The following is a 23761-nucleotide window of genomic DNA, read 5'->3' on the forward strand; positions in this document are numbered from 1 at the left end:
GTAACAAGAATAATTTATATCGCAAGCGATTTAGATAATACTTTAAGAAGAATTAACTAAATATCGCTTGCGATATGAATAACAATATATATGTATTATCTTCTTTTTTTAGGTGCTACTTTACGTTTGGGAGTAGCTTTTGGAGCAGGTGGGGCAGGGAGGTCCTTAGTAACGGTGGCCTTCAGAATACGGATATCCTCTAAGGGGCGATCGTTCTTATCTACGGCCACACCTTGGATAGCTTCGACTACATCCAAACCCTCGATAATCTCACCAAAAACAGTGTACTGGCCATCGAGATGGGGCGTGCCACCGATGGTTTTATATACCTCGCGCATCTCAGGGGTAATTTTTACCTGTCCGTCAGTTATCGAGTCGATCTTCTGCTGGGTATAATCCAGTCGGCGATCGTCGTACACCTTGCCCCAAACCATGTAGAACTGACTGGCACCAGAACGGCGCTCTGGATTCTTTTCGTCGCCCTCGCGTGCAGCGGCTACCACACCACGACGATGGAATATTTTAGGCAGGCGGAACTCTGCCTCGGTGGTATAGTCGTAATCACCTGAACCTAACAACTGTCCGGGTTTGGCTTTCTTACTAAAGATATCGCCCGTTTGGATCATAAAATCCTTAATCACACGATGGAACAACAGCGAATCGTACGAGCCCATTTTGGTAAGCTTCAAGAAGTTGTCGCGGTGCTGTGGTGTCTCGTCGTAGAGTGCGATACGGATGTTGCCCTTCGTGGTTTCGAAGAGTACTTCGGTGGTTGAAGTCTGAGCGCAGAGCTGGCTCCAAGCCAGACCCAAAGCGCAAGCTAAAATAGAAATACGTTTCATATTGAATGTTTTTTTATTTTTTCCTTGAAAATGGAAACATTTGACTTTGATACCGGCAGAATTTTGTCGGTACTGAACAGTTCTACTTTGTAGCCAGCGGCATTGCCGGATATTTGTGTGATGTAATTGATATTGACCATGAATGCGCGGTGGATACGGAAGATGTAAGGGTAGGGTGCCAGTATGTCCTCGATGTCTTTCAGAGTGCTTCGCAAACGTTTCTGGCGTAACTCTGAATCATCAAAATACTCGACATTCAGGTAGTTGCCCATCGACTCTATATATAGAATATCCTGTGGATCCACTATCAGCGTGTCATTCCGATAGCAACTGATCGTAATCTTACTGGATGCACCTTCAGCTTGCGGCTTGAGGTAGTTCTGCTCAGTCTCAAGTGCAGAGTTAATCTCCTGCAGTTCGCTGATGACGTATTTCTGCATGCGCAGATGAGTGACGAATAGCATGTAGGCTAATAAAAACGAGCCAACAAACAAGGCCTCCATCAGATCGCACATGATGCAATAAAGAGAGAATTGGCCCTGCTCGTCAAACCAGATTGTGCGCCATCCGCTCCATCCATTACTTACTATAGAAAAAAATTCTCCATCGAAAAGCGCATTGAGCACAATGCAGGGTATAAAGATATGTAGAAGGCGACGTATCTGATATTCGCGTGGCATGGAATAATCGCACGGCAGATGAAATCTCCATGTGGTGACGACTTCGCACAACATGAAAATCACAAAAAACGATATCGCCTCTAACCCAAACCACAAGTAGGCATGCGGGGTGGTCTTGATAAAATCACGGGTGTTGAATGGTTCGAGCGTGACAATCATCAAGAATAGACCGATGCTGAAAATGAGATAGTCTTTGATAATGACCTTGGGTATCTGTTTCATTTCTCTCGTATGATATGTTTAATTTGGTGCAAAGGTAGCTATTTCTTTTATAATAATTGCACAAAACACTGAAAAAATAAGGGTTTGGGGATGAATGGAAAGGATTCGTACACGAATGGAAAATCACGCGTCCCAAAGTATTCATCCCCAAAATGGTGCATCTGTCCCAGTTATTTGGATGGTATTATTATTCCTTTTATCTTTGCCGCGGTTTTTCTGCGGTGATTGAAGTGCTACAGTTATTATAAATAGATAAAATAGGATTAGAAATGAAACTTAAAATGCATGTTAAATGCCATGTCTTCATCGTATTCATGATGTTGTTGGCCAGTGCTCCTGCTGCTATATCGGCGCAGGACGAAGTGAATGATTCGTCTGCTCACAGTCGTCTGGATGAAGTGCAGCAACTTGAAGAAGTAGTTGTTACAGCTCCAGTCAGAAGTAAGGTGAAATCCAATCCTGTTAAAACCTGCAAAGTGGAATCAGATTCAGGGCATGTAGAAAGGGGGGATGATAAGCTTTGCAATCTCTCTGAAAAGATGGAATACGCCCCAAGCGTAGGAGATGTTTTGATAACGCTAATCATTTTTATTATAATAGTTATGCATCTTTTTTTGCTGTAACTTACTCTGTTGTGAATGATGTGCTAAAGTATATATTCTTTTTGAAATGAAATATAAATGAAACAGAAAGGTATTGTTAAATGCCATGTATTTATTGTCTTAATGATGTTTATGGCAAGTGTTCCTGCTGATTTGTCAGCGCAAGGCGAAGTGATGGATTCGGCTGCTCACAGTCGTCTGGATGAAGTGCAGCAGCTGAAAGAGGTGGTGGTATCAGCACCAGTCAGAAGTAAGGTGAAGGCCAATTCTATAGAAACCCGTATCGTGGGCTCCGATCTGGAGCATGTGGGCAGTGCCGAGGATGTGCTCACAAGAGTGCCAGGCATGATGAAGAATGGCGAAACCCTGGAAGTAATAGGGCGTGGCGCACCTATATATTATATAAACGGTCGGCGCATCTACGATCTGGGAGAATTGAAGCAGATCAATTCTGAGCAGATACGTGCTGTTGAAGTGATTAATAATCCTGGTGCCGATTATGATGCTACGGTCTCGGCTGTAGTGAAAATCAAAACCCGACGTATTCAGGGCGAAGGCCTGGGACTGGATGCCAAAATGAGGCTGGAGCAGTCGCTCTATCGTGAGCAAACCTCTCCTGGACTTAATCTGGCACTGAATTATCGTCATAAGAATATAGATATCTTTGGTGGTGCCAATAACTGGATAGGTCACTATAATGAAGGAGGAGAAATGGCTGCTACAACCAAATCCACAAATGTCAGCAGTGAGCAGATTGGAGATTACAGCATCCATGAACGCTCGGCTGGCTACCAGTTTAATTTGGGGAGTGCCTGGCAGCTGAATGACAGCAATTCGGTTGGCGCTATGGTGCGGTTTGATGGTTGCTGGAGTGATAAATCCGATAAGACTGTATCAGAAACAGTATGGTTTAATGGTGAGCTGAAAGACCGCCTGACGACGCTCGACAATTGGCGTATTCGTCCCAATAGTGGGTATCTGTTCAATGCCTATTATAACGGGAAAATTGGAAACATATCTATCGATTGGAATTTCGACAGGTATCACCATAAGGCATGCCAGAATAATGACATCAAGGAAAAGGGCACGATAGAGTCGCGCCAGTTTCCTACCAGCACCTATACAAGAAATAACCTGTGGGCTACTAAACTGGTGTTATCCTATCCTTACAAGAAGAGCAGCTTCAAACTCGGCGGTGAATATGTGAGCGTCAACAATGACAATGCTTATGAATCACAATCGCTCTCTATGGTATCAGCATCAAATACACACGAAAAAACGGCATCCTTGTTTGCTGAATATTCGCTCATGTCGCCTATCGGTCAGTGGATGGCAGGATTAAGATACGAGCATGTTGTCCGTGATTATGAGGACATCCATGAATCTGCCAACAATAACAAGACGAGGCAGGACGAACTGTTTCCTTTCTTCTCATGGAGCAAAGGCTTCGGACCGTTGAACCTCTCCCTCAACTATACCGTGCGAACGGTCCGCCCGCAATACTGGCAGTTGATCGACGCGATGAGATATCATAGTAAGTTTATCTATGAGAATGGTAATCCGCAACTTGATAATACCATCGATCAAACGTTGTCGCTTTCGGCCAATTATAAGTGGTTGGTGTTTGCTTTCGATTATCTTAATGCCAAGCGTGCCATCATGGACTGGGCTGGTTCTTATTACGATTACGGACCTATCTTGTTGAAACCAAAGAATCTTCCTGAGCCAGTAAAATGTATCACCACCTATATCGTGGCACAACCAAGATTAGGATGCTGGATGCCCAATTACACCATAGGCTTTTCGAAACAGTTCCTGACGCTTGACTTAAAAGATGTTTCCGAGCCTTTAGGTGTTCGGACGGCCTCTTTTTCTCGGCCTATGTTCGTCGTGATGGCCAACAATACCTTTAAGATAGATAATCGGGATAATATCCCATGCCAACTGGAAATCAATCTTCAGTACCAAAGTAAGATGAGCTATAAGAACTCGTTACTCCAGCAACCTAAATGGATATTGAATGTGGCTCTTCAACGAACATATATGAATGGCAATCTCACATTCCGATTGTCTGGTAATAATCTGCTCGACCGTATCGTTTACGATGCCGTAGCCGATTATGGCAACTGCTCTGTTCGTAAAGAATTCAATCAGCATAAAAGCAATATCACGCTCGACATTCATTACCGTTTCAACGCATCACGCAGCAAATATCGTGGTAGTAATGCTGGGCAGGATGCAATCAATCGAATGTAAATTACAATCGTCTCATAAAGAAAATGTATAGAACTCAAAATCTTCCTAACGACCGGATACAGGTGGCAGATGCACTGAGAGGTATCGCTGTGGCCGGCATCATTTTATTTCATTCTGTTGAACATTTTAATATTTTTACGCAGGATCAGATAGCGCATACGTTAGCGTACGACCAGTTGGTGGCCGATGTCTTGACATGGCTGTTATCAGGTAAGATGTATGGCATCTTTGCCATGCTATTCGGCTTGAGCTTCTTCATCATGAATGACAATCAGCAGCAGAAGGGCAAAAGTTTTTCTGGGCGTTTTGCCTGGCGGATGTGCTTGCTATTCCTTTTTGGCATCATTAATATGGCCTTCTACGATGGTGACATCCTGATGCTCTATGCATGCTATGGCTTACTGCTTATACCCATCAGCTATCTGCCATCTAAATGGGTGTGGTGCATAATCGCTGTTTTAGCCATCCAACCAGTGGAACTTTTTTGCCTCCTTACTGGCTATAGCATTGATAATAGCAGGTTTTACATGTTGTTTGGTATCGCCAATGAGGCTCATGAGCATGCTTCGTTTTGTGGCAATATACTCACCAACCTACTATATGGATTTGAAATGAACCTACGCTTCAATATTGTGAGCGGTCGACTGACGCAGTTGCTCTGCTTCTTCATCCTCGGCATGCAGCTTGGGCGCCAGCGACTATTCTATAATGAGAGAGATAACCTGGGGGCTTGGTGTATCATTGCTTGTGTGTCGACATATTTGGTTTTCTCATACAATCTTGTTGATCTGAGCAGACTGGAATCATGGTTTACCTCCATTTACAATTTCTCAATGATGATGATGATGGTATCGTTAATCGTTTTTGCATGGTACATTTTTAAGGGTTTCAGGCGTGTGCTCCATTGTTTCTGTGTGATGGGGCGGATGAGTCTCACCAACTATCTGCTCCAGTCTATCATCGGTAGCTTTATCTTTTGCGGCTATGGACTGGGGTGTTACAACTATTTAGGTACTACCTATGCCGTTATGATTGGATGTGGGATAATTGTCTGTCAGTATCTTTTTGCACGTTATTGGTTCGCTAATCACTCTCGCGGGCCATTAGAGGGTATTTGGAGGAAATTGACATGGATATAAGGACGGCATCAGAGGAACAGTTAGATGAGGTTTTCGCCGTTTATTCCGAGGCGATTGTCGCTATGGAGAAGAACGGTATCCACCAATGGGACGAGGTCTATCCCGACAAGCAGATTATTTCTGAGGACATTGCTGAAAACCGAATGTTCATCGGCATTGAGGATGGCTGGATTGCCGTCTGCTTTGTGCTTTGCGAGGAATGTGATGACGAGTACAAGAACGGCAGATGGCTCTTTCCAGGCTCGCGCTACATCGTGATACATCGGCTTTGTGTTGCACCATCGTTCCAGCACCAAGGCATTGCTGCCCGAACGCTCTGCTATATCGAAAAGATATGCAAATCCAAAGGATATGATTCTATACGTCTCGATAGCTTTACCCAGAATCCGTATTCGCGAAAGCTTTACAACAAAGCCGGATATGCTGTTACGGGATATGCTGCCTGGCGCAAAGGCAGATTCGAACTGAGAGAAAAGAAAATTTGATTTTATACAAACTAATTTTGTTTACTTATGGAGTTACTGCATTTCAATGGTCCAGTTTGGCGGCCACCTTTCGAGGCCACATCTCAATTGCTTCAAGTAACGGCAGGTTGCTCGCACCATCGCTGCAAATTCTGTTCGCTTTACGGAACACAGAAGTTTCGTATGTCGCCAATGGAGGAAATAGAGGAAGATTTGAAGGTCATACAAGTATATCAACCCCGTGCTCATCGTGTATTCCTGACTGGGGCTAACCCGATGGTACTAACATTCAATCGACTGGCAGACATTGCCTTGCTCATCAGAAAATATCTGCGTGATGGACAGCCGACAATCGGATGTTTCGCCCGTATTACAGACATCAGTCGCAAAACGGAAGAAGAACTTAGGAATCTTCGTCAACTAGGCTTCGACTATATCAGCATCGGCACCGAGAGTGGTGATGACGATGTACTCGTCCGAATGAATAAGGGCTATCTGTCGGCCGACATCGTAGAACAATGCCATAGGCTTGACGATGCGGGTATTCATTATAACCTGACATATCTCACAGGGCTTGCCGGTCAAGGTCTTGGTAATCGGAATGCGATACGCACAGCCCATGTATTCAGCCAGATACATCCGGCAAGTGTAAATTTCGTCTCGCTGACTCTATTTCAAGACAGCATCCTGTATGACGAAGTGAAACGCGGTGAATACACCCCCGCCACAGAGCATGAGCGGATAGATGAGTTGGTTACGCTCATTCAAAATCTCAACTGCAAAACTCAGCTCATTGGCAACACCGTGAGTAATCCTGTCACATTTACTGGCGGTCTGCCTGCGGACAGAGATTTACTCATTCACGACCTTCAGGCTGCTAAGGCCGCTTTGAGTGAAGATAACCTCGAACAGTATCGGATGAATATTAAATCGTTGTAATATAATTAATTGACAATAGTTATGAAAAAGTTTGTTTTGAAAATGGTGGTCTGGATGGCTGCAATAATGATGACAGTGACAGCACAGGCAAAGACCGAAGATGTTGGTGGACGAGTAGTCGATGCGCAGGGTGAGCCCATGCCATTCGTAAGTGTGGCATTGCTCACGGCCGACTCAACCTATATACAAGGTGCAACAAGCGATGAGAACGGGTATTTCCTGATTCAGACAACAGATGCATGCTGCATCTTAAGATTATCCTATATCGGCTATCGCACTAAATATGTCGATGTGAAAGGCACGGAAGTGGGTATCGTCCGTATGGAGAAAGACCAGCACATGTTGAAAGAAATAACCGTTAAAGGTCATATGCCGAAGACCAAACTAACGGGCAACTCGATGATCACCACCATACTGGGCACCGTACTTGGCAGCTCGGGCACAGCAAAAGAAATGCTGGCAAAAGTGCCAGGCATGACGCTGAGAGGCGATGAACTGGAGGTGCTGGGCAAGGGTACACCTATTTTTTATATTAATGGGCGCAAGATGCAGGATAATGACGAATTGAAACGGCTGCGCTCTGAAGAGATAAAGAGTGTAGAGGTGATCACTAACCCAGGCGCAGAGTACGATGCTACCGTATCGGCTGTGGTGCGTATCAAAACGGTAAGAAGACAGGGCGAGGGCTTCGGCTTCGACCTGATGGCAGCCAACGAGCAAGATCTGGTGTTCGGCTACAGCGCCCCTAGCAGTACCTTGAACCTGCGTTATCGTCATAACAATCTCGACTTCTTTGGAATGGTGAACTATTGGGAGAGGAATGATCCTAACGACTTGAGCATCAAACAGTCCACCTTCCTCGCAGATAACGGCAGCATCAAGAACATCCTTCAAGATAGCCATATCCGCGACAATTGGCACAGAATGTGGGTAAAATCCAATCTGGGCTTCAACTGGCAAATCAACAACCGGCACTCACTGGGTGCAAGGGTGGAAAACCACAACCAGTTCAAAGCGTATAACAACATGTGGGAAGATACAGAGAACAATCTGACGGGGCGTGATCGTTCGAGTCAGGAGAGTCATAACCGTTATCCTTATAATTGGCAGGGAAACGCCTACTATAACGGTCAGATGGGCAAACTTAACATCGACTTGAATGTGGATTTCCTGACAGAGAAGGAAAACTCCGATAACCTTATCAAAGTATTACTGCCTGCCCCCCAACAGATGGAGCAGAAAAGTAATTCTTCGTCACGCCTCTGGGCTGCTAAAATGGTGTTGAGCTATCCCGTGTGGAAAGGAAATCTGCAGGTAGGTACGGAGATGAGTTTTGCCAAGCGCGAGAGCTGTTCGAGCATCACCAACTATCCTCTTCCCTCGAACGATTCTGAGGTGAAGGAAAACAATGTGGCTGCCTTCGTGACCTATAATGCTAACTTGCAAAAATGGGGTTTGTTGAGTGTAGGACTACGCTATGAGCATGTGGGCTTCGACTATACGGATCATCTTAACGACAAGAACAGTATGACGCGCTATCAGGATGAGTTCTTCCCTAACATAACGTGGTCAAAGCAGTTGGGCCCTGTCCAGACTTCGCTGACTTACGCCATGAGAACCATGCGCCCCAACTATAGCTTACTCAGCGACCACATCATGTATATTAATTCCTTAACATTGCAGCAGGGCGACTCGAAGCTGAAGAATTCCATCAGACAGGAAATGAGCATCAATGCCCACTATAAATGGCTGAGCCTCTTTGTGCACTACGAGCGTCGCGACAATAGCATCACCCAAATGCCTATGGCTTATAATAATGAAGGTATCATGCTGGTGAAGCAGGCCAATCTGAAAGATCCCGTACGCAATCTCGGCATTTTTCTCTCAGCCAACCAAACATGGGGAATCTATAGTCCTTCGTGGACCATCGGTGGACAGAAGTTCTGGAACACGATATCCTACGACGACCCTCGCACAGACACTGGCAAGAAAGATGTGACCTACAACAAGCCCTTCTTTTTCTTCAACCTCAATAATACCTTCCGCCTGAGACATCGTTGGCAGTTGGAGGCCAATACCAACATCATGACAAAGGGCGACGTGCAGAATATCCGTACGCTCTCCCCATCTTTCTATCTTCGATTTGTGGTGCAGAAGTGCTGGCTCAAAAACGATGCTCTCTGCCTGAGAGCCAGCATAAATGATGTGCTTCAGCGCGACGTACAGAATGTGGCTATGGACTGTGGGTTCTTCTATGTCGAACAGAAGACCCAAGTGCGTAGTCATAGGTTGGATATCACTATCCGCTACACCTTCAACGCTACTAAGAGCAAGTATAAGGGCAGCGGAGCAGGTAAAACTGAACAGGAGCGCCTGGGCAGTAATTAGTTATGATAATAAATTTATGTTTGGTTGAAATCAGCAGTGGTATCGGTATATGTGATATATACCTTATATCACTGCTGATGGTTTGTTATATCGATACTTATGTCAAATTGAATGGTTTTGGGGTGTAAAAGTAACAAATAGTAATGAAATGAGCGAAAATATTACGTATTTTTTTGCATTTTACGTATTATTCCTTATCTTTGCAGCAGTTTTCGCGATGATAACAACTTGAGATAAACTTTATAAATAACGTAATGAAAACAACTAAATTGATTTTGGCAGCAGGGCTCCTGATGGCGGGGCTTAGTTCGCATGCCGAAGAAGGGCCGCTGTGGATGCGGTACACAGCCATCTCGCCCGATGGCAAAACGATTGCCTTTTCGTATAAAGGTGATGTATATACAGTAGCTGCCACTGGCGGACAGGCTCGACAGCTTACCACCAATGCTGCTTACGATGCTTGTCCGGTATGGAGCCCCGACGGCACCAAACTGGCCTTTGCGTCGAGTCGCGAAGGTAGCATGGATGTATATGTGATGGATGCGCAGGGTAGCGAACCTGTGCGATTGACTACAAACAGCACCAACGAGATGCCTATGGTATGGCGAGACAACGAACATGTGCTGTTCTCAGCCTCATGGATGCCGTCGGCTCAGTCGATTCTGTTCCCTGGCGAGAATCAGGTGTACGAGGTGAGCATCAAGGGCGGTCGTCCACGTATGTTCTCAACCTTGCCTATGGAGGATATCAGCTTTGCCAAGGACGGTCGTCTGCTTTATCACGACTATAAGGGCTACGAGGATCCTTTCCGCAAGCATCATCAGAGTCCTATCTGTCGCGACATCTGGTTAGTACAGGATGGACACTATAGCAGACTGACTGACTTTAAGGGCGAGGACCGCACACCACGCTGGGCCGATGCCAACTCGTATTATTACACTAGCGAAGAAGATGGTACTTTTAATGTGTATCGCCGAAATATCGACGGCACAGGTAAAAAGCAGCTCTCGCACCACACAATGAATCCCGTACGCTATCTCTCGGTAAGCAACGAGGGGACACTCTGCTACAGTCAGAATGGCGAGATTTACACCCTGAAGGAAGGCTCAGAGCCCCAGAAGGTAAAGGTAACTATTACTGGCGACCGACAGGATAAGGATCTGATTCGTCAGCTCCGTTCGAGTGGAGTAACCGAATTTAGTCTTTCGCCCGATGCCAAAGAGGTGGCCTTTATTCTGCGTGGCGATATCTTCGTGACATCGGTTGAGTACAAAACTACCAAGCAGATTACCAACACACCACAGCAGGAGCGCAGCGTTGACTTTGCGCCCGATGGACGCAGTTTGGTTTACTGTGCAGAGCGTGGTGGCGTATGGCAGATTTATCAGACCAAGCTGAAGAATAAGAACGAGAAACTCTTTACTTACGCTACTGCCCTGCAGGAGGAGCGATTGACAAACAGCAACGAGACATCGCTGCAGCCAAAGTACAGTCCCGATGGCAAGGAGGTGGCTTACTTCAAGAACCGTTCGGAGCTTTGTGTGATTAACCTGAAGACCGGACTAGAGCGCACTGTGCTTGATGGTAAGTATAACTTCTCGTATCGTGATGGCGATCTCTGGTTTGAGTGGAGTCCCGACAGCAAGTGGCTGTTGGCCAGCTATATAGGTACTGGCGGTTGGAACAGCAGCGATATCGCTCTGGTAAATGCCAGCGGTAATGGTGAGGTACACAACCTGACCGAGAGTGGCTATAATGAAAGTTCGGCCCGTTGGGTGCTTGGTGGTAAGGCGATGCTGTTTGAGAGTGATCGAGCCGGTTATCGCAGTCACGGTAGCTGGGGAGCAGAGTCAGACTACTACGTGATGTTCTTCGATGTAGATGCCTACGACCGCTTTACCATGAGTAAGGAGGATAAGGAAATTCTGGAAGAGGCTGAGAAGGAGGCTAAGAAGAACGAGAAGGCTGACGATAAGGATGCCAAGAAGAAAAAGGACAGTAAGAAGAAAACTGCCGAGAAGCCAAAGACCGAGAAGCTGCTGGCATTCGACTTGGAAAACTGTCGCGATCGCATTGTGCGCGTAACTGATAACTCAGCTCGCATGGGCGATGCTGTACTGAAGGGCGATACATTGTATTATCAGGCCTCGTTCGAAGGTGGCAGAGACCTGTGGGTACACTACCTGCGCGAGGATAAGACCGAGCTGCTGATAAAGGGTGTTGGCGGCGGCGCTATGCAGCCTGACAAGAAGTTTAATAACCTGTTCCTGGTTTCGCGTGGTGGTATCAAGAAGTTGGATCTCGGAAAGAAATCTACTAAGAACATTGACTTCGAGACCGTATTCAACTATCGTCCTTACGAAGAGCGTGCTTACTTGTTCGACCACATCTGGCGCCAGGTTAAGGATAAGTTCTATGTAGAGAATCTGCACCAGGTTGACTGGGAAGGCTATCGCGATAACTATCGCCGTTTCTTGCCTTATATTAATAATGAGTACGACTTCAGGGATATGCTGAGCGAGATGCTGGGCGAGCTGAATGCTTCGCACACAGGTGCCAGATATTATCCTAATGGTGCATCACTCAGTACTGCCACATTAGGTGTGTTTATCGACCAGAACTATCAGGGCGATGGACTGCGTATCGAGGAGGTTATTAAGCGTTCGCCATTGGCCCAGAAAAAGACAGGCGTGATAGCCGGATGCATCATTGAGGCTATCGACGGTGTGGCTATTAAGGCTAACGACGACTATTTCCCACTGCTGGATGGTAAGGCTGGAAAACGCGTACGTCTGACCATTCTGAACCCTTCAACCGGTAAGCGTAACGACGTGACTATCAAGGCCATCAGTCGTAGTGCCCAGACAGAGTTATTGTACAAGCGTTGGGTTGACCGTCAGCGTGAGATGACCGATAGTCTCTCAGGTGGCAAGCTGGCCTACGTGCATGTTAAGGCGATGGACAGTCCCAGCTTCCGTACGGTTTACCGTGAGCTGCTGAGCGACAAGAACCGCAATCGTGTGGCTGCTGTAGTTGATGAACGTCACAATGGTGGTGGTTGGTTGCACGATGACTTGTGCACCCTGCTGAGTGGTAAGAAATATCAGGAGTTTGTGCCTCATGGCAAGTACGTAGGTTCTGATCCTTATAACAAGTGGCTGAAGCCATCGTGCGTACTGATTTGCGAGGATGACTACAGTAACGGACATGGTTTTCCATGGGTATATAAGGAGCTGAAGATTGGTAAACTGATTGGTGCACCTGTAGCCGGAACAATGACAGCCGTTTGGTGGGAAACCCTGCAGAACGGAATGATTTTCGGTATACCTCAGGTGGGCTGTCGCGACATGCGCGGCGTGTTCGGCGAAAACACTACACTGAATCCTGATATAGAGGTATATAACACACCAGAGGATTATATCAACGGTCGCGACCGTCAGTTGGAGCGTGCTGTAAAGGAGATGCTCCGTTAAAAATACTTGGTGATATTGGCGTTCTCGAAGTTGTTCATCTCGTTCATCATCCGAACGGCTGAATCAACTATCGGGAATGCGCAGAGAGCTCCAGTGCCTTCGCCTAATCGCAAACCTAGATGCAGCAAGGCATTTGCCCCCATCGCATCGAGCATGCGTTTGTGTCCGCTCTCATCACCACAATGCGTAAAAATCATGTAGTCCTTTGCTGCTGGATATAGCTGAATAGCAGCCAACGCACAGGCCGTCATAATAAAGCCGTCGACGAGTATCACCAGATGCTTCTCGGCGGCTTTAAGCATGGCGCCGATAGCAGCTACCATCTCGTATCCACCGAAGTAACTTAACGGCTCGCCGCGGAAGCGACGAACCGCTTCACTCAGCACCTTGTACTTGTGACGAATGCCTGGGGTATCGAGACCCGCACCAGCACCGATACAGTCAGCTAATGGAATGCCTGTAAACAGATGCATCCAGATACTAGAGGGCGAGGTGTTGGCTATCCCCATCTCACCAATACTCAGCACGCGACATCCTTCGGCGATACATTCATCTACCAAGTCACAACCTATCTGAATCGCACGGTCGAACTCTTCTTCACTCATCGCAGCTTCATACAGAAAATTCTTGGTGCCACGGGCTATCTTGCGGTCGATAATACCATCTATACCCGTTAAATCGTAATCTACGCCTACATCTACAATTCGTAACTTAAACCCGTGCTGCCTGCAGAACATATTTACGCCGCCACCGCCATGGGTAAAGTTAATCATCTGCTGCCAGGTAACGCAGCGAGGCGAAACACTCACACCCTCGCACTCAATACCGTGATCGCCACCCAACAGCAGGTGACAAGGATGGGCGAGTGAGGGTTCTAACGTCTGTTGGATCAAGCAGATCTGCAGGGCCAGATCTTCTAATCTGCCTAACGAGCCCTTAGGCTTGTTCAGGTTATCAATCTTAGCCTGGATTGCTGGCTTAATTGTTTGGTCAACGGATTGTATGTTGAATGACTTCATCTTATTTGATTTTTACGGGGATGCCGCTGACCATGAGAATTACCTCATCAGCTTTTTGGGCAATATATTGGTTCATCCAACCTTGCAGGTCGGTGAATCGACGTTGCAAGGCATTGGTAGATGTGCCGCCACTACCAATCTCATTGGTTACAAAGATAAAAATAGCATCGGGCGTGGTAAATTTATCGAATTCAGCTTTGGCCTGTTCTAGGGGATTGTCGCTGGCTTGTAGCCAATTAGTGAGCCACAACGTTACGCAATCTATCACTACCACACGACCGGTGAGGTTGTGCTTCGAGAGGTAGATCTCCTCTTCGATGTTGGTCCACTCGGGACCGCGACGCTCCTGATGCTTACGTACTCGTTCACGAAACTCATCGTCCCAGATGTGGGCAGTGGCCAAGTAAACGGGATTTTCGCTCAGTTGCAACGCTAGTTCTTCGGCCTTGGTGCTCTTACCCGAGCGCTGTCCGCCTGTTATCAAAATAATCTTTTTCATTGTGTACAAACTACCAAATAAACACTCAACTCAACCAACAGGCAAACGGCACCGCAGCAGTCGCCTGTGTAACCGTGAATCTTGCGCCAGATGAGCATATAAAGAAAATACATCACGAGGGCAGGGAGGAAGATAATGAGATCCCAGCGAAGGCCCGTGTACCAGATGTATGCCGCCATGGGGAGTAGTCCTTGAATAGCTAATCCGATGCCAGCCTTCACACTGATTTTTCGATACACGGTACGTGCTTTCGATTCTTCGATATTACGGGCATAAGGCATCATAATGATGAGCTGCGAGGTAACCATTTTGGCATACGGATCGGCAGCCAAGATGGTGAGCGCAGCCAAAGCGGGAGGCATGGCGAACAAGGCTGCAAATAGCAATAACTCGTAGCAAATCAAACCGATAACGCCATAAGTGCCGATATGTGAATCTTTCATGATGGCCAAGATGCGTTCTCGGTTGTTAACGCCACCACCAAAACCATCCAGGAAGTCGGCCAGTCCGTCCTCGTGTAGCGCACCAGTTATTAGCAGTCGTACCACTATTGCCAGTATCACAGCTACCATGTAAGGCAGATACCAGCTACCGAAATACAGCGTAGCTGCCATAGCACCACCTGTAATCCAGCCTGCCAAAGGCCAGTGTTCTACCACAGTTTTGTAGCATGCCTGTGGTGGCTGATGCAGTCGCCAGAATGGCAATCGTGTGAAAAATATCAACGCAGCCCAAATACGGTTGTACCAATGCGTCTGATCAATGTTTATTTGCATAATTTTCGTTTTTGAGGGCAAAGATACGAAAACTTTTTGTACTTTTGCCGACATAAATAATAAAAAAAAGAAAAGAGTGAAGAAAACTACTTGGATAATAGCCCTGGTGACAGTACTATGCGGTTGTGTAGGCAAGAATGCCCAACAGCAAGCTAAAGGTGAAGATGGTCCCGACTCGACAGTTGCCATCACAGTAAAATATGCTACAGGATTCAGCGTGAAAGATACGGCTGACATGCGATTGGTGGATGTAGGCGAAAAGTACCATTTTGCTTTAGTTAAAACCGATGTGTCTGTACCCGATGGCTACACTAAGATACAGGTGCCCATAGAGCGTACCATTTGTATGACTGCTTTACAACTCTCGAATTTTACCGCTCTGGATGCTCACAATGTGGTAAAAGGCATTACGGGTACCAAGAATCTGTTTGATAAGGATATTAAAGCCAAAGTAAAGGCTGGCAGTATTGTAAAGATAGGTATGGAGGGCAACTTTGATACTGAGATGGTGCTGGCTGCCAATCCGCAGGTGATATTTATATCGCCCTCGAAACGTGGTGGTTACGATGCTATCAAGGGAACAGGTATTACACTGGTGCCACATCTTGGTTACAAGGAACTTGATCCGCTTGGGCAGGCCGAATGGATTAAGTTTGTGGGTATGTTTATTGGTAAAGAGAAAGAGTCCAATGAGGTATTTGCAGGTATCGAGAGTAGATATAACGCGCTGAAAGCTAAAACGCAAAATGTGGAGAAACGTCCCACAGTGTTGAGTGGCGAGATGCATTATGGTAACTGGCATGCGGTGGGAGGTAAGAACTATTTGGCTCAGATATTTCGAGATGCCGGTGCTAACTATGTGATTGATGACCATGAGACTAGCGGCGAGGACCTGGAGTTTGAGAAGATGTACGCCTTGGCAGCCAATGCCGACTACTGGCGCATCTTGAACAGTTATCCTGGCGAGTTCTCGTACGAGGCGCTCAAGGCTTCAGAGCCGCGCAACGAACTCTTCAAGGCTTATAAGGAGAAAAAGGTAATCTACTGCAACATGAAGCAGACGGCCTATTACGAGATATCGCCCGTGAAGCCCGACGTGCTGCTGAAGGATTTTGTGGCTATCTTCCATCCAGAACTGGTGGAGCCTGATTATAAACCTACATTCTATCGCTTGCTGAAATGAAAGCACCGAAGTTCATAGCACTGTTGCTGGGTATCGCTGTGCTGGCGATTGTAAACCTGCTGCTGGGGTCGGTAGAGATTCCGGTGGGGGATGTGTGCCGCATTCTGGCTGGTGATACCTCCAACGAGATATGGACGAATATTATCTGGCAATCACGACTGCCACAGGTGATGACGGCTGTTGTGGCTGGTGCCGGACTGGCGGTGAGCGGACTGCAGATGCAGACGGTGTTCCGCAATCCGTTGGCAGGACCTTCGGTATTGGGTATCTCCAATGGTTCGGCGCTTGGTGTGGCTTTCGTGGTGCTACTGTCGGGTAGGATAGGTGGCGTGGCACTGAGCCGACTGGGTTATCTGGGCGATGCTGCCATGAGTGTGGCGGCTATCATCGGTGCCCTGGCGGTGATGATGCTCATCGTATGGCTCTCGCAGAAGGTGAAGGGAAATGTGACGCTGCTGATTATCGGTGTGATGATAGGTTATCTGGCCAATGCCATCATCGGTGTACTGAAGTTTCTCTCGCCCGAAGAGGATGTGAAGGCATTCGTGGTGTGGGGCTTAGGCTCGTTCTCGCGCGTATCGGGCGATGAAATGGTGCTGTTTGTGGTACTGATGTGTGTGCTGCTGCCGCTGGCCTGCCTGCTGGTGAAACCGATGAATCTGCTGCTTCTGGGCGATAGATATGCTGCCAATCTGGGACTGAACATCAAGCGTGCCCGACTGCTGGTGATTCTGAGCTCGGGTGTGCTGGTGGCCATCGTCACAGCTTATTGCGGACCTATCATGTTTATCGGATTGGCGGTGCCCCATCTGGCGCGCGCCTTGTTTGGCAGTAGCGATCACCGCGTGCTGATGCCTGCCACGATGTTTTGTGGGGCGGCCTTGGCGCTGGTATGCAATCTCATAGCCCGTATGCCTGGTTTCGAGGGTGCACTGCCCGTTAACTCCGTGACGGCACTGGTTGGTGCGCCGGTGATAGCGGTAGTATTGTTCCGTCGTCGGCAATCAGAAGAATAGTCAACTCGCCATTGGGCAGTAGCGGTTGACAGTAAGCGGCGCAATGGCTGATGATGACGTCGGCAAAATCCTGTTGTTGTTCTGGGGAGAGTCTCTCCCATATCTCGCGTGCCAAGGTGATATCTCTGATGTCGATATCGCAATGAGCCTCGTGCAGCATCTCACTGATAAACGCCTTATCCATGGTGGCGCGTTTGCTATGCGTGTCGAGATGACCAGCCGCCAGTTTTACGGCTTTGCCTATCATCACGCCGAAGGTGATGCTGCGTATATCCAGTTCATGGGCTATCTTGAGCGTTTCGCCGATATAGTTGCCATACTCTACAAACGCCTGTTGGGGCAGCTCGGGGTAGAGGGCCTTCACAAACCGCTCACTCTTTCCGCCGCTATTGATCACCACTCTTGCCGATTGAGACGCCTTAGCCACCGTCATACACTTACGGATACTATCCACAAACGCCTCCTCGCTAAACGGCTTTACGATGCCCGAAACGCCAATGATGGAGATGCCCCCTTCAATCCCCAATCGCGGATTAAAAGTCCTGCGCGCAATCTCAGCCCCCTGCGGCACACTAATCACAATCTTCAATCTTCCATCTTCAATCTTCAATCTTCCTAAGTTCTGGCGAATCATCTCCCGTGGTGCCTTGTTGATGGCAGCCTCGCCTGGGGGATAATCGAAGCCAGGCAGCGTAAACCTGCCAACACCCTCGCCACCAAGAATCTCAAAGTGATCGGATTCGGTGACCTGAGCCCTGACCTCGATGCCATTGGTAACATCCGGGTCGTCGCCGGCTTCTTTGATGCAGGCGGCATAGTCGTCGCCATAGCTCACTGCTACATGGATGGTCTCGCCGTTAGGCAGCATCACAGGCACCTGAGCGGGCGTCTCACCTGTAGAAAGACGAATGCAGGCTGCCACTGCTGCTGCCGTGGCACAGGTGCCCGTGGTGAGTCCGCTATGCAGGGGATAGAACTCTGGGAGCCATTTCTCTACCGACCTCCGCAGTCCGTAGGGACCGTCAACCACGATGAATGACTCGGGCAGTGCTGGTCGCTTGATGGCTATCACCTCCATGCCGCAGGCTTTGGTTGCTTCTACCTTTTCTGTAAAGCTGCCTGATAAACCGCTTTCTTTCAATAAGATAGCGTCTGATTGAACGGGTATATCGTTGGGGTCGTCGTAATAGCATAGCTGCGCTTGGGTGGCACCTTGTTTCAGGGCTAAGGCGATCGACGACGGCCGGTTGAGGATGCGATAAAAGATACTGATTCCATCGGCCTCGAGCGGTTTTAGTTTACTGATGCTCTGTACACCGGTGGTGGCCAGCAGCGAATGGATATGGTGTGGTATCTGGGTGTAGTCATCAATCCAGGTGATGGCCGGGTCGCGTGGCGGGTAGATGCGCTCGAAGCGCACTACGGGCAGCGAGAGTGCGCTGGCAGTCGTGGCGATGGTCCGATGCAACAGGGCTGCAAAGGGATGGGCGGCATCCACAATCATGCGGATGGCGTGCTCCGTGCAAAAGCGCGTCATTGCCGCTTCATCGAGCGCACCGTCTATCCGCACACCATGCTGCAGCGTGATGTCCTGTTCACCGGTCTTGGTGCTGTAGAAGTAGGGCGAGCCTCCTTCTTCCAGTACTTCCACAGCCTTGCGACCCTCTGTTGTTCCGCCAAATACCAGTATCATGCTTCGCCTTTTCGGAATAGATGCGTGAAGTGTTTTGAATAGAGTTCCGACAGCCCTCGACGGTTGTCGATAGCCTCGCTAACAACGAGCATCGTGGTAAGTGTCAAGTTGTTACGGTGCACTATTTCAGCTAAATCTTTAAGTTTGCCGCGATAGATTTTCTGGTCGGGCCAGGTGAGGTGATAGCAGGCTGCCACGGGGGTGTCTGCAGGATATTCCTGCAGCAGTTCGCGCTGCACATCATCTACGATACTGGCTGAGAGGAAGATGCACATCGTGCTCTGACTCTTGGCCAACAGGTGCAACTGCTCTTTCTCGGGCATGGGCGTGCGCCCTTCGCCGCGGGTGAGAATAATCGTCTGGCAGCGCTCTGGAATCGTGAACTGGCTCTGCAGTTCGGCGGCGGCAGCGAGGAACGAGCTGATGCCTGGGGTGATATGATACTCCATCTGGTGGGCATCAAAAAAGGCCATCTGTTCCTGAATGGCACCAAAGATACAGGGATCGCCGGTGTGCAGACGAACGATGAAATGGCCTTTGTCGTAATGCTCCTTCATCAGTGCGCATTGCTCTTCGAGTGCCATATCAGCTGACGAACGAACTACTGCTCCTGGCTTGTGGCACTCCGTCAAAGCCTTTGGAACAAGTGAGCCTGCATAGAGTATCAAATCAGCCCTTTCGAGCATCTTGCGTCCTCGTACACTTACCAAATCGGGATCGCCAGGGCCTGCGCCTACAATCTCTATGTGTCCTTTCTGCTCGCGCAGGTATTTGCGGTCGATGGCCAAGGCCGCCGTCCAGTTCTTGCCTTTTATCTTCGTAACAACCAATTTGCCGTGGTTGGAACCGAGAATAGCCGCTGCCTCGCAGACAGAGGGCGTGCCCACATGTTTCTCTACGGTTTCGCTGGGATTAGGTACTTCTACCTTGGCCAACTCCTCGGCGGTGTAATAAACCACCTCGCTATTTGGTTCTTTTCTGAGCTCAGCGCAGAACTCCTCATCCCGCTTCACATCGATGGTGCAGAAGCGCTTGTAGCAAGGCATGATATCGTTGCCAGCGATGGCCTCGTCGATCTCGTCAAGGATATGCTCGTAGTTGGCTGGATGACTGGCCAGACCAAATCCTAGTACGCCTACCTTTGGCACATAGCACACCTCGAGTACGCCTGGCGGGGTGTCGATGATGAAGGGCGTCACCAGGATAAGCAGTCTGAATCTTTGGGGAGTGACCTCATCTATGCTGTTGACGATGGTGACATGGTCGGGCAGGGTGCGCTCCAGGAAGTCGGTACCTGCGTCGCGGATATCCATGAGCAGTGCAGTGGGCTCGCGATTCACGAAAGCGCTGATGCATGCGTTGATATCGTCAAGACCTGCCATATCCCAGTTGAACTGCTTGGCCAGGGTGTCGAGTGGCCACAATCCGGCATTGTCGCTCTGGGTGGTGATCACTTCGCGCGCACCAAGATGAGCGGCAATGCAGCGTGTCAGGTCGTTGGCGCCACCGATATGGCCGGAGAGAACGGAGATGACGTTGAGTCCAAAACTGTCGATGCAGACCACGGCCGGGTCGGTATGCTTGTCTTCGATGTAAGGGGCGATGGTGCGCACGCAGATGCCCATGGCACCGATGAAAACGAAGGCATCATAGGCTGCCCATTGGTTACCAACATCGGTTCGTTGGATGAGTTCGGCACCGAGCTCGCACTGCAACTGACTTGCGATTTCGCTGCCAGCATCGCTAATCTGAATGATGGCTATTTTTTGCATGATAATATCTCTATGGGGTTATAATCATTTAATTGTATGTGTTGGTGTGGGAATTGCTGCAAACCGAGTTCGGCACAGGCTTCATCCCAGAGCTGATGACTGTCGGTGGTGACCTTCGGTGAGGTGACGCTATTGAATACAATGATGCCGTTATCTGATATGACTGTCAGCAACTTAGCTATGATTTCTTTAAGTTTTCCTCCATGCCCGCCAATAAACACGGCATCGGGTTTTGGAAGGGTGGTCAAGTCTGTTTCAAGGAAGTCGCCTATATGGATATGGATGCCTGGCGCGCCAAACTTCCGGGTGTTCTCCTGGATGATGGATTCGCACTCAGGACGAATCTCGAAAGCCTCTATTTGCAGGTGTGGGAACTGCAGGCGCGCCTCGATGCTGACGCTACCTGTGCAGAAGCCGATATCCCAGAGCACATGGCGACCGGTCAACTGGAGGGCCTGCAGCGCCAACAAGCGGATGGGCATCTTGGTGATCATTTTTTCGCGCCCGTCGAGGAGCGTGAAGGCAGCATCGGGAATGCCGAATGGTCGTGGTGGCACTGCGCCACGGTGTTCTAGGATGATGCAATTAGGCATGGCAAAATCACGATGGATTGCCTCTTTCGGCGAAAGCGTAGAAAGGTGCTCTTCCGATGGATTGCCTAATTTCTCGCCCACATGCATGATGAAATCGGTATATCCGTAGTCGGTCATGCGCTGGGCTATCGTGGTAGGTGTATGTTCGCGGTCGGTTAGGATACCTATCTTCGGTGCGCGCTCGATGAGTGCTCTGTCGAATTCTGCCCAGGGGCGCCCTGTGAGCGACACGATACGCATTTCGTGATAGGGCATCACCAATCGGTGGGCCAGCAACTGCAGCGAGTTGAAGGTAGGATAGACGATGATTTCGGCATCTGGCATCTTCCTACGAATTGTATTCGCAAACCCAAAGAACAGCGGATCTCCAGAAGCAAAGACGATGATTTCTGTTGAGTGTCTAGTGTTCTCGCTTTGCGAGCGACCAAAGGTCGAGTGGAGTGATGCATGTTGAGAGTATTTGTCAAATACGGCATCGAGCGGTACAGTGATGTCTATCCATTCGGCATCTGCAGGCAGCAGCGGGGCTACGATCTCATGGTGGCGCTTGCCGCCAGAAAACACCTTTCCATCGCGTATGATGGCCATCACCTCAGGAGGGAAATAGGGGTTGGGGTTGTCTGTGATACCGATGACGATGAATTTCATAGGATGCTGGGTATTTGATAAAGGTGCGTATAGCTGGCCAGTACGTTGTGATATCTGAATACGGGCGTTGGTACAGGCTCACCTTTAGCGTTATAGACTTGGGTGATACTCTCAGGGGTATCGCCGATGAATTGCGTGTAATGGAATTCGTGCCCTCGATAGGTCTTGCCATCGAGCTCAAACTGGCGGTAGCCTAAGGACAGCTTGCGATCAGCTTTGCGGGCAGTGATCGAGTAGGGCAGTACACCGCACATGGGGTAGCTGCCATCGTCGGTAATGATGGCTTGACAAAGGTACATCATACCGCCACATTCGGCAACAATCCTGCCACCATCCTCCGCAAATTTTTTGATAGCATGCAGACAAGCCTGATTGGCCACTAATGCCTCCAGGTGCTTCTCAGGATAACCGCCGGGGAGATAGAGCAGGTCGATGCCATCAAAAGTTGGCACATCTTTCTCGGGATCGAAGAAAATGACGTCGCCAAACTGGTCTAGAGTCTCCTGATAGATGAACGAAAAACTTTCATGATTCCTGGCTATAAGCGTTTTCGTTTCCAGATGCCGGAACTCGCAGTTTCTTGTTTGGGACTCCACCTCGTCATGGAGCGTGGTAGTGAGACTTTTGAGAGATGGGAGGTCGATATTCTCCTCTAAAAGGGCAGTCAGCTGGTCTGACTCGGGTAGCTGAGAGAAATCGAGCCCCAGATAGCGTGAATTTTGCTCCAGGTCGGGCGATTTAGGCAGGTAGCCCAGGCACTTGACATGGAGCTCATCGCACACTTCGCGCAGCATGTTGAAGTGGCGCTGCGAACCAATTTTGTTAAATATTATACCGGCGATACGAACGTCGCCGCGGAAGTGGATAAAGCCCGATAAGAGGGCTGCCATCGAGTAGGCTGCCGACTTGGTATCGACCACCAGAATCACGGGAATATCAAGCACGCGGGCGATGTCGTACGACGAGCCCAGTTCGCGATCGTAGCCATCATAAAGGCCCATCATACCTTCGACGATACAGATGTCAGCATCAGCCCCGTAGTGCGCAAATAGCGCGCGTACGTGTGCGGGCGTAGTCATAAAGGTATCGAGATTGACCGACGGGCGCCCACAGACAACTGTGTGGAATTTAGTGTCGATATAATCGGGCCCGCACTTGAAGGGCTGCACCCGATAACCGTTCTGGGTGAACCACTGCATCAGGCCTCGGGCAATGGTTGTCTTGCCTGAGCCACTGGTGGGTGCTGCTATCATAAACGCTGTCTTGTTCGACATCTTCTGAAGTTGATTTGGGTGCAAATATATAAATTTTCTGCTAAATATGTGTGGTTAACCGAAAAAAGTTGTACCTTTGTCGCCAAAATAAGGTCATCTGGTGGCCGATGCCACTACGATGAAAAGGGAATACGGTGAGAATCCGTAACTGTACCTGCAGCTGTAATCCTCGCAAAAAGGGTTTGCCTGTATAACGCCACTGAGCCACAGGCTCGGGAAGGTAAGGCAGACTGAGGAAAGTCAGAAGACCTGCCGAATGTCAATTGAAGATTGACAATTTAAC

Annotated in this window: 18 protein-coding genes and 1 riboswitch; of the genes, 9 read left to right on the plus strand and 9 right to left on the minus strand. The window is 48.7% G+C overall.

Annotated features, from left to right (window positions below; genetic code table 11):
- Positions 1–95 precede the first annotated feature (95 nt).
- Both BLU97_RS05035 and BLU97_RS05040 read right to left on the minus strand, forming a co-directional pair.
- The gene (locus BLU97_RS05035; RefSeq protein ID WP_074760535.1) at positions 96–842 is read right to left on the minus strand and encodes a peptidylprolyl isomerase; all 747 of its coding nucleotides are present in this window, start codon (positions 840–842) and stop codon (positions 96–98) included.
- Entirely contained in the window at positions 839–1744 is a 906-nt protein-coding gene (locus BLU97_RS05040; RefSeq protein WP_074760536.1) for a LytR/AlgR family response regulator transcription factor, read from the minus strand. Before BLU97_RS05040 ends, BLU97_RS05035 begins: the two co-directional genes overlap by 4 nt.
- Positions 1745–2013: 269 nt before the next feature.
- Here BLU97_RS05040 and BLU97_RS05045 point away from each other — a divergent pair, with 269 nt between their 5' ends.
- The 7 genes from BLU97_RS05045 to BLU97_RS05075 all read left to right on the plus strand — a co-directional run bounded on the left by BLU97_RS05045 (position 2014) and on the right by BLU97_RS05075 (position 13005).
- Positions 2014–2367, plus strand: coding sequence for a hypothetical protein (locus tag BLU97_RS05045; protein WP_074760537.1), 354 nt, complete (start codon positions 2014–2016; stop codon positions 2365–2367).
- Between the two features lie 111 nt (positions 2368–2478).
- Positions 2479–4602, plus strand: a complete 2124-nt coding sequence (locus BLU97_RS05050) for an outer membrane beta-barrel protein (protein ID WP_175456308.1) — start codon at positions 2479–2481, stop codon at positions 4600–4602.
- A 191-nt stretch (positions 4603–4793) separates the two neighbouring features.
- Positions 4794–5741 carry a DUF418 domain-containing protein gene (locus BLU97_RS05055; RefSeq protein ID WP_254771665.1) on the plus strand — a complete coding sequence of 316 codons (948 nt, stop codon included), beginning with the start codon at positions 4794–4796 and terminating at the stop codon, positions 5739–5741.
- Positions 5732–6226 carry a GNAT family N-acetyltransferase gene (locus BLU97_RS05060; protein ID WP_081352878.1) on the plus strand — a complete coding sequence of 165 codons (495 nt, stop codon included), beginning with the start codon at positions 5732–5734 and terminating at the stop codon, positions 6224–6226. Before BLU97_RS05055 ends, BLU97_RS05060 begins: the two co-directional genes overlap by 10 nt.
- Positions 6227–6313: 87 nt before the next feature.
- The gene (locus BLU97_RS05065; RefSeq protein WP_254771666.1) at positions 6314–7144 is read left to right on the plus strand and encodes a radical SAM protein; all 831 of its coding nucleotides are present in this window, start codon (positions 6314–6316) and stop codon (positions 7142–7144) included.
- Between the two features lie 21 nt (positions 7145–7165).
- On the plus strand, positions 7166–9532 hold the full coding sequence (locus BLU97_RS05070; protein WP_081352879.1) for a TonB-dependent receptor domain-containing protein: 2367 nt from the start codon (positions 7166–7168) through the stop codon (positions 9530–9532).
- A gap of 254 nt (positions 9533–9786) precedes the next feature.
- On the plus strand, positions 9787–13005 hold the full coding sequence (locus BLU97_RS05075; RefSeq protein WP_074760543.1) for a S41 family peptidase: 3219 nt from the start codon (positions 9787–9789) through the stop codon (positions 13003–13005).
- Here BLU97_RS05075 and cobT read toward each other — a convergent pair.
- The 3 genes from cobT to BLU97_RS05090 are packed head-to-tail and all read right to left on the minus strand — an operon-like array spanning position 13002 to position 15299.
- Positions 13002–14024, minus strand: coding sequence for a nicotinate-nucleotide--dimethylbenzimidazole phosphoribosyltransferase (cobT, locus tag BLU97_RS05080; RefSeq protein ID WP_074760544.1), 1023 nt, complete (start codon positions 14022–14024; stop codon positions 13002–13004). The genes BLU97_RS05075 and cobT overlap by 4 nt on opposite strands.
- Position 14025: 1 nt before the next feature.
- Complete coding sequence (cobU, locus tag BLU97_RS05085; RefSeq protein WP_074760545.1) at positions 14026–14523, minus strand: bifunctional adenosylcobinamide kinase/adenosylcobinamide-phosphate guanylyltransferase; 498 nt, start codon at positions 14521–14523, stop codon at positions 14026–14028.
- On the minus strand, positions 14520–15299 hold the full coding sequence (locus BLU97_RS05090) for an adenosylcobinamide-GDP ribazoletransferase (protein WP_074760546.1): 780 nt from the start codon (positions 15297–15299) through the stop codon (positions 14520–14522). The genes cobU and BLU97_RS05090 overlap by 4 nt, the downstream gene beginning before the upstream one ends.
- A gap of 76 nt (positions 15300–15375) precedes the next feature.
- Between BLU97_RS05090 and BLU97_RS05095 the strand changes: the two genes are divergently transcribed.
- A complete protein-coding gene (locus BLU97_RS05095) occupies positions 15376–16482 on the plus strand; it encodes an ABC transporter substrate-binding protein (RefSeq protein ID WP_074760547.1) in 1107 nt (368 codons plus the stop codon).
- The gene (locus tag BLU97_RS05100; protein ID WP_013064059.1) at positions 16479–17498 is read left to right on the plus strand and encodes an iron ABC transporter permease; all 1020 of its coding nucleotides are present in this window, start codon (positions 16479–16481) and stop codon (positions 17496–17498) included. The genes BLU97_RS05095 and BLU97_RS05100 overlap by 4 nt, the downstream gene beginning before the upstream one ends.
- Here BLU97_RS05100 and cbiD read toward each other — a convergent pair.
- The 4 genes from cbiD to BLU97_RS05120 are packed head-to-tail and all read right to left on the minus strand — an operon-like array spanning position 17422 to position 23478.
- Positions 17422–19191 carry a cobalt-precorrin-5B (C(1))-methyltransferase CbiD gene (gene cbiD / locus BLU97_RS05105; protein WP_074760548.1) on the minus strand — a complete coding sequence of 590 codons (1770 nt, stop codon included), beginning with the start codon at positions 19189–19191 and terminating at the stop codon, positions 17422–17424. The two genes, BLU97_RS05100 and cbiD, sit on opposite strands and share 77 nt — an antisense overlap.
- Complete coding sequence (cobM, locus tag BLU97_RS05110; protein WP_074760549.1) at positions 19188–20963, minus strand: precorrin-4 C(11)-methyltransferase; 1776 nt, start codon at positions 20961–20963, stop codon at positions 19188–19190. The genes cbiD and cobM overlap by 4 nt, the downstream gene beginning before the upstream one ends.
- Entirely contained in the window at positions 20951–22204 is a 1254-nt protein-coding gene (cbiE, locus tag BLU97_RS05115) for a precorrin-6y C5,15-methyltransferase (decarboxylating) subunit CbiE (protein WP_074760550.1), read from the minus strand. Before cbiE ends, cobM begins: the two co-directional genes overlap by 13 nt.
- Positions 22201–23478: a cobyrinate a,c-diamide synthase gene (locus BLU97_RS05120; protein WP_074760551.1), complete on the minus strand. Its 1278-nt coding sequence runs from the start codon at positions 23476–23478 to the stop codon at positions 22201–22203. Before BLU97_RS05120 ends, cbiE begins: the two co-directional genes overlap by 4 nt.
- 81 nt (positions 23479–23559) lie before the next feature.
- Positions 23560–23750, plus strand: a riboswitch (cobalamin riboswitch).
- The last annotated feature ends 11 nt before the right edge of the window (positions 23751–23761 follow it).

The sequence above is a fragment of the Xylanibacter ruminicola genome, from assembly GCF_900107775.1.
GTDB classification, from domain to species: Bacteria; Bacteroidota; Bacteroidia; order Bacteroidales; family Bacteroidaceae; genus Prevotella; species Prevotella ruminicola_C.

Bases quoted from the DNA above. Each gene is read 5' to 3' on its own strand.
- BLU97_RS05035 (WP_074760535.1), bottom strand. From the start codon at position 842: ATGAAACGTATTTCTATTTTAGCTTGCGCTTTGGGTCTGGCTTGGAGC.
- cobU (WP_074760545.1), bottom strand. From the start codon at position 14,523: ATGAAAAAGATTATTTTGATAACAGGCGGACAGCGCTCGGGTAAGAGC.
- BLU97_RS05040 (WP_074760536.1), bottom strand. From the start codon at position 1,744: ATGAAACAGATACCCAAGGTCATTATCAAAGACTATCTCATTTTCAGC.
- BLU97_RS05050 (WP_175456308.1), top strand. From the start codon at position 2,479: ATGGCAAGTGTTCCTGCTGATTTGTCAGCGCAAGGCGAAGTGATGGAT.
- BLU97_RS05060 (WP_081352878.1), top strand. From the start codon at position 5,732: ATGGATATAAGGACGGCATCAGAGGAACAGTTAGATGAGGTTTTCGCC.
- cobT (WP_074760544.1), bottom strand. From the start codon at position 14,024: ATGAAGTCATTCAACATACAATCCGTTGACCAAACAATTAAGCCAGCA.
- BLU97_RS05100 (WP_013064059.1), top strand. From the start codon at position 16,479: ATGAAAGCACCGAAGTTCATAGCACTGTTGCTGGGTATCGCTGTGCTG.
- BLU97_RS05070 (WP_081352879.1), top strand. From the start codon at position 7,166: ATGAAAAAGTTTGTTTTGAAAATGGTGGTCTGGATGGCTGCAATAATG.
- cobM (WP_074760549.1), bottom strand. From the start codon at position 20,963: ATGCAAAAAATAGCCATCATTCAGATTAGCGATGCTGGCAGCGAAATC.
- BLU97_RS05090 (WP_074760546.1), bottom strand. From the start codon at position 15,299: ATGCAAATAAACATTGATCAGACGCATTGGTACAACCGTATTTGGGCT.
- BLU97_RS05075 (WP_074760543.1), top strand. From the start codon at position 9,787: ATGAAAACAACTAAATTGATTTTGGCAGCAGGGCTCCTGATGGCGGGG.
- cbiD (WP_074760548.1), bottom strand. From the start codon at position 19,191: ATGATACTGGTATTTGGCGGAACAACAGAGGGTCGCAAGGCTGTGGAA.
- BLU97_RS05120 (WP_074760551.1), bottom strand. From the start codon at position 23,478: ATGTCGAACAAGACAGCGTTTATGATAGCAGCACCCACCAGTGGCTCA.
- BLU97_RS05045 (WP_074760537.1), top strand. From the start codon at position 2,014: ATGAAACTTAAAATGCATGTTAAATGCCATGTCTTCATCGTATTCATG.
- cbiE (WP_074760550.1), bottom strand. From the start codon at position 22,204: ATGAAATTCATCGTCATCGGTATCACAGACAACCCCAACCCCTATTTC.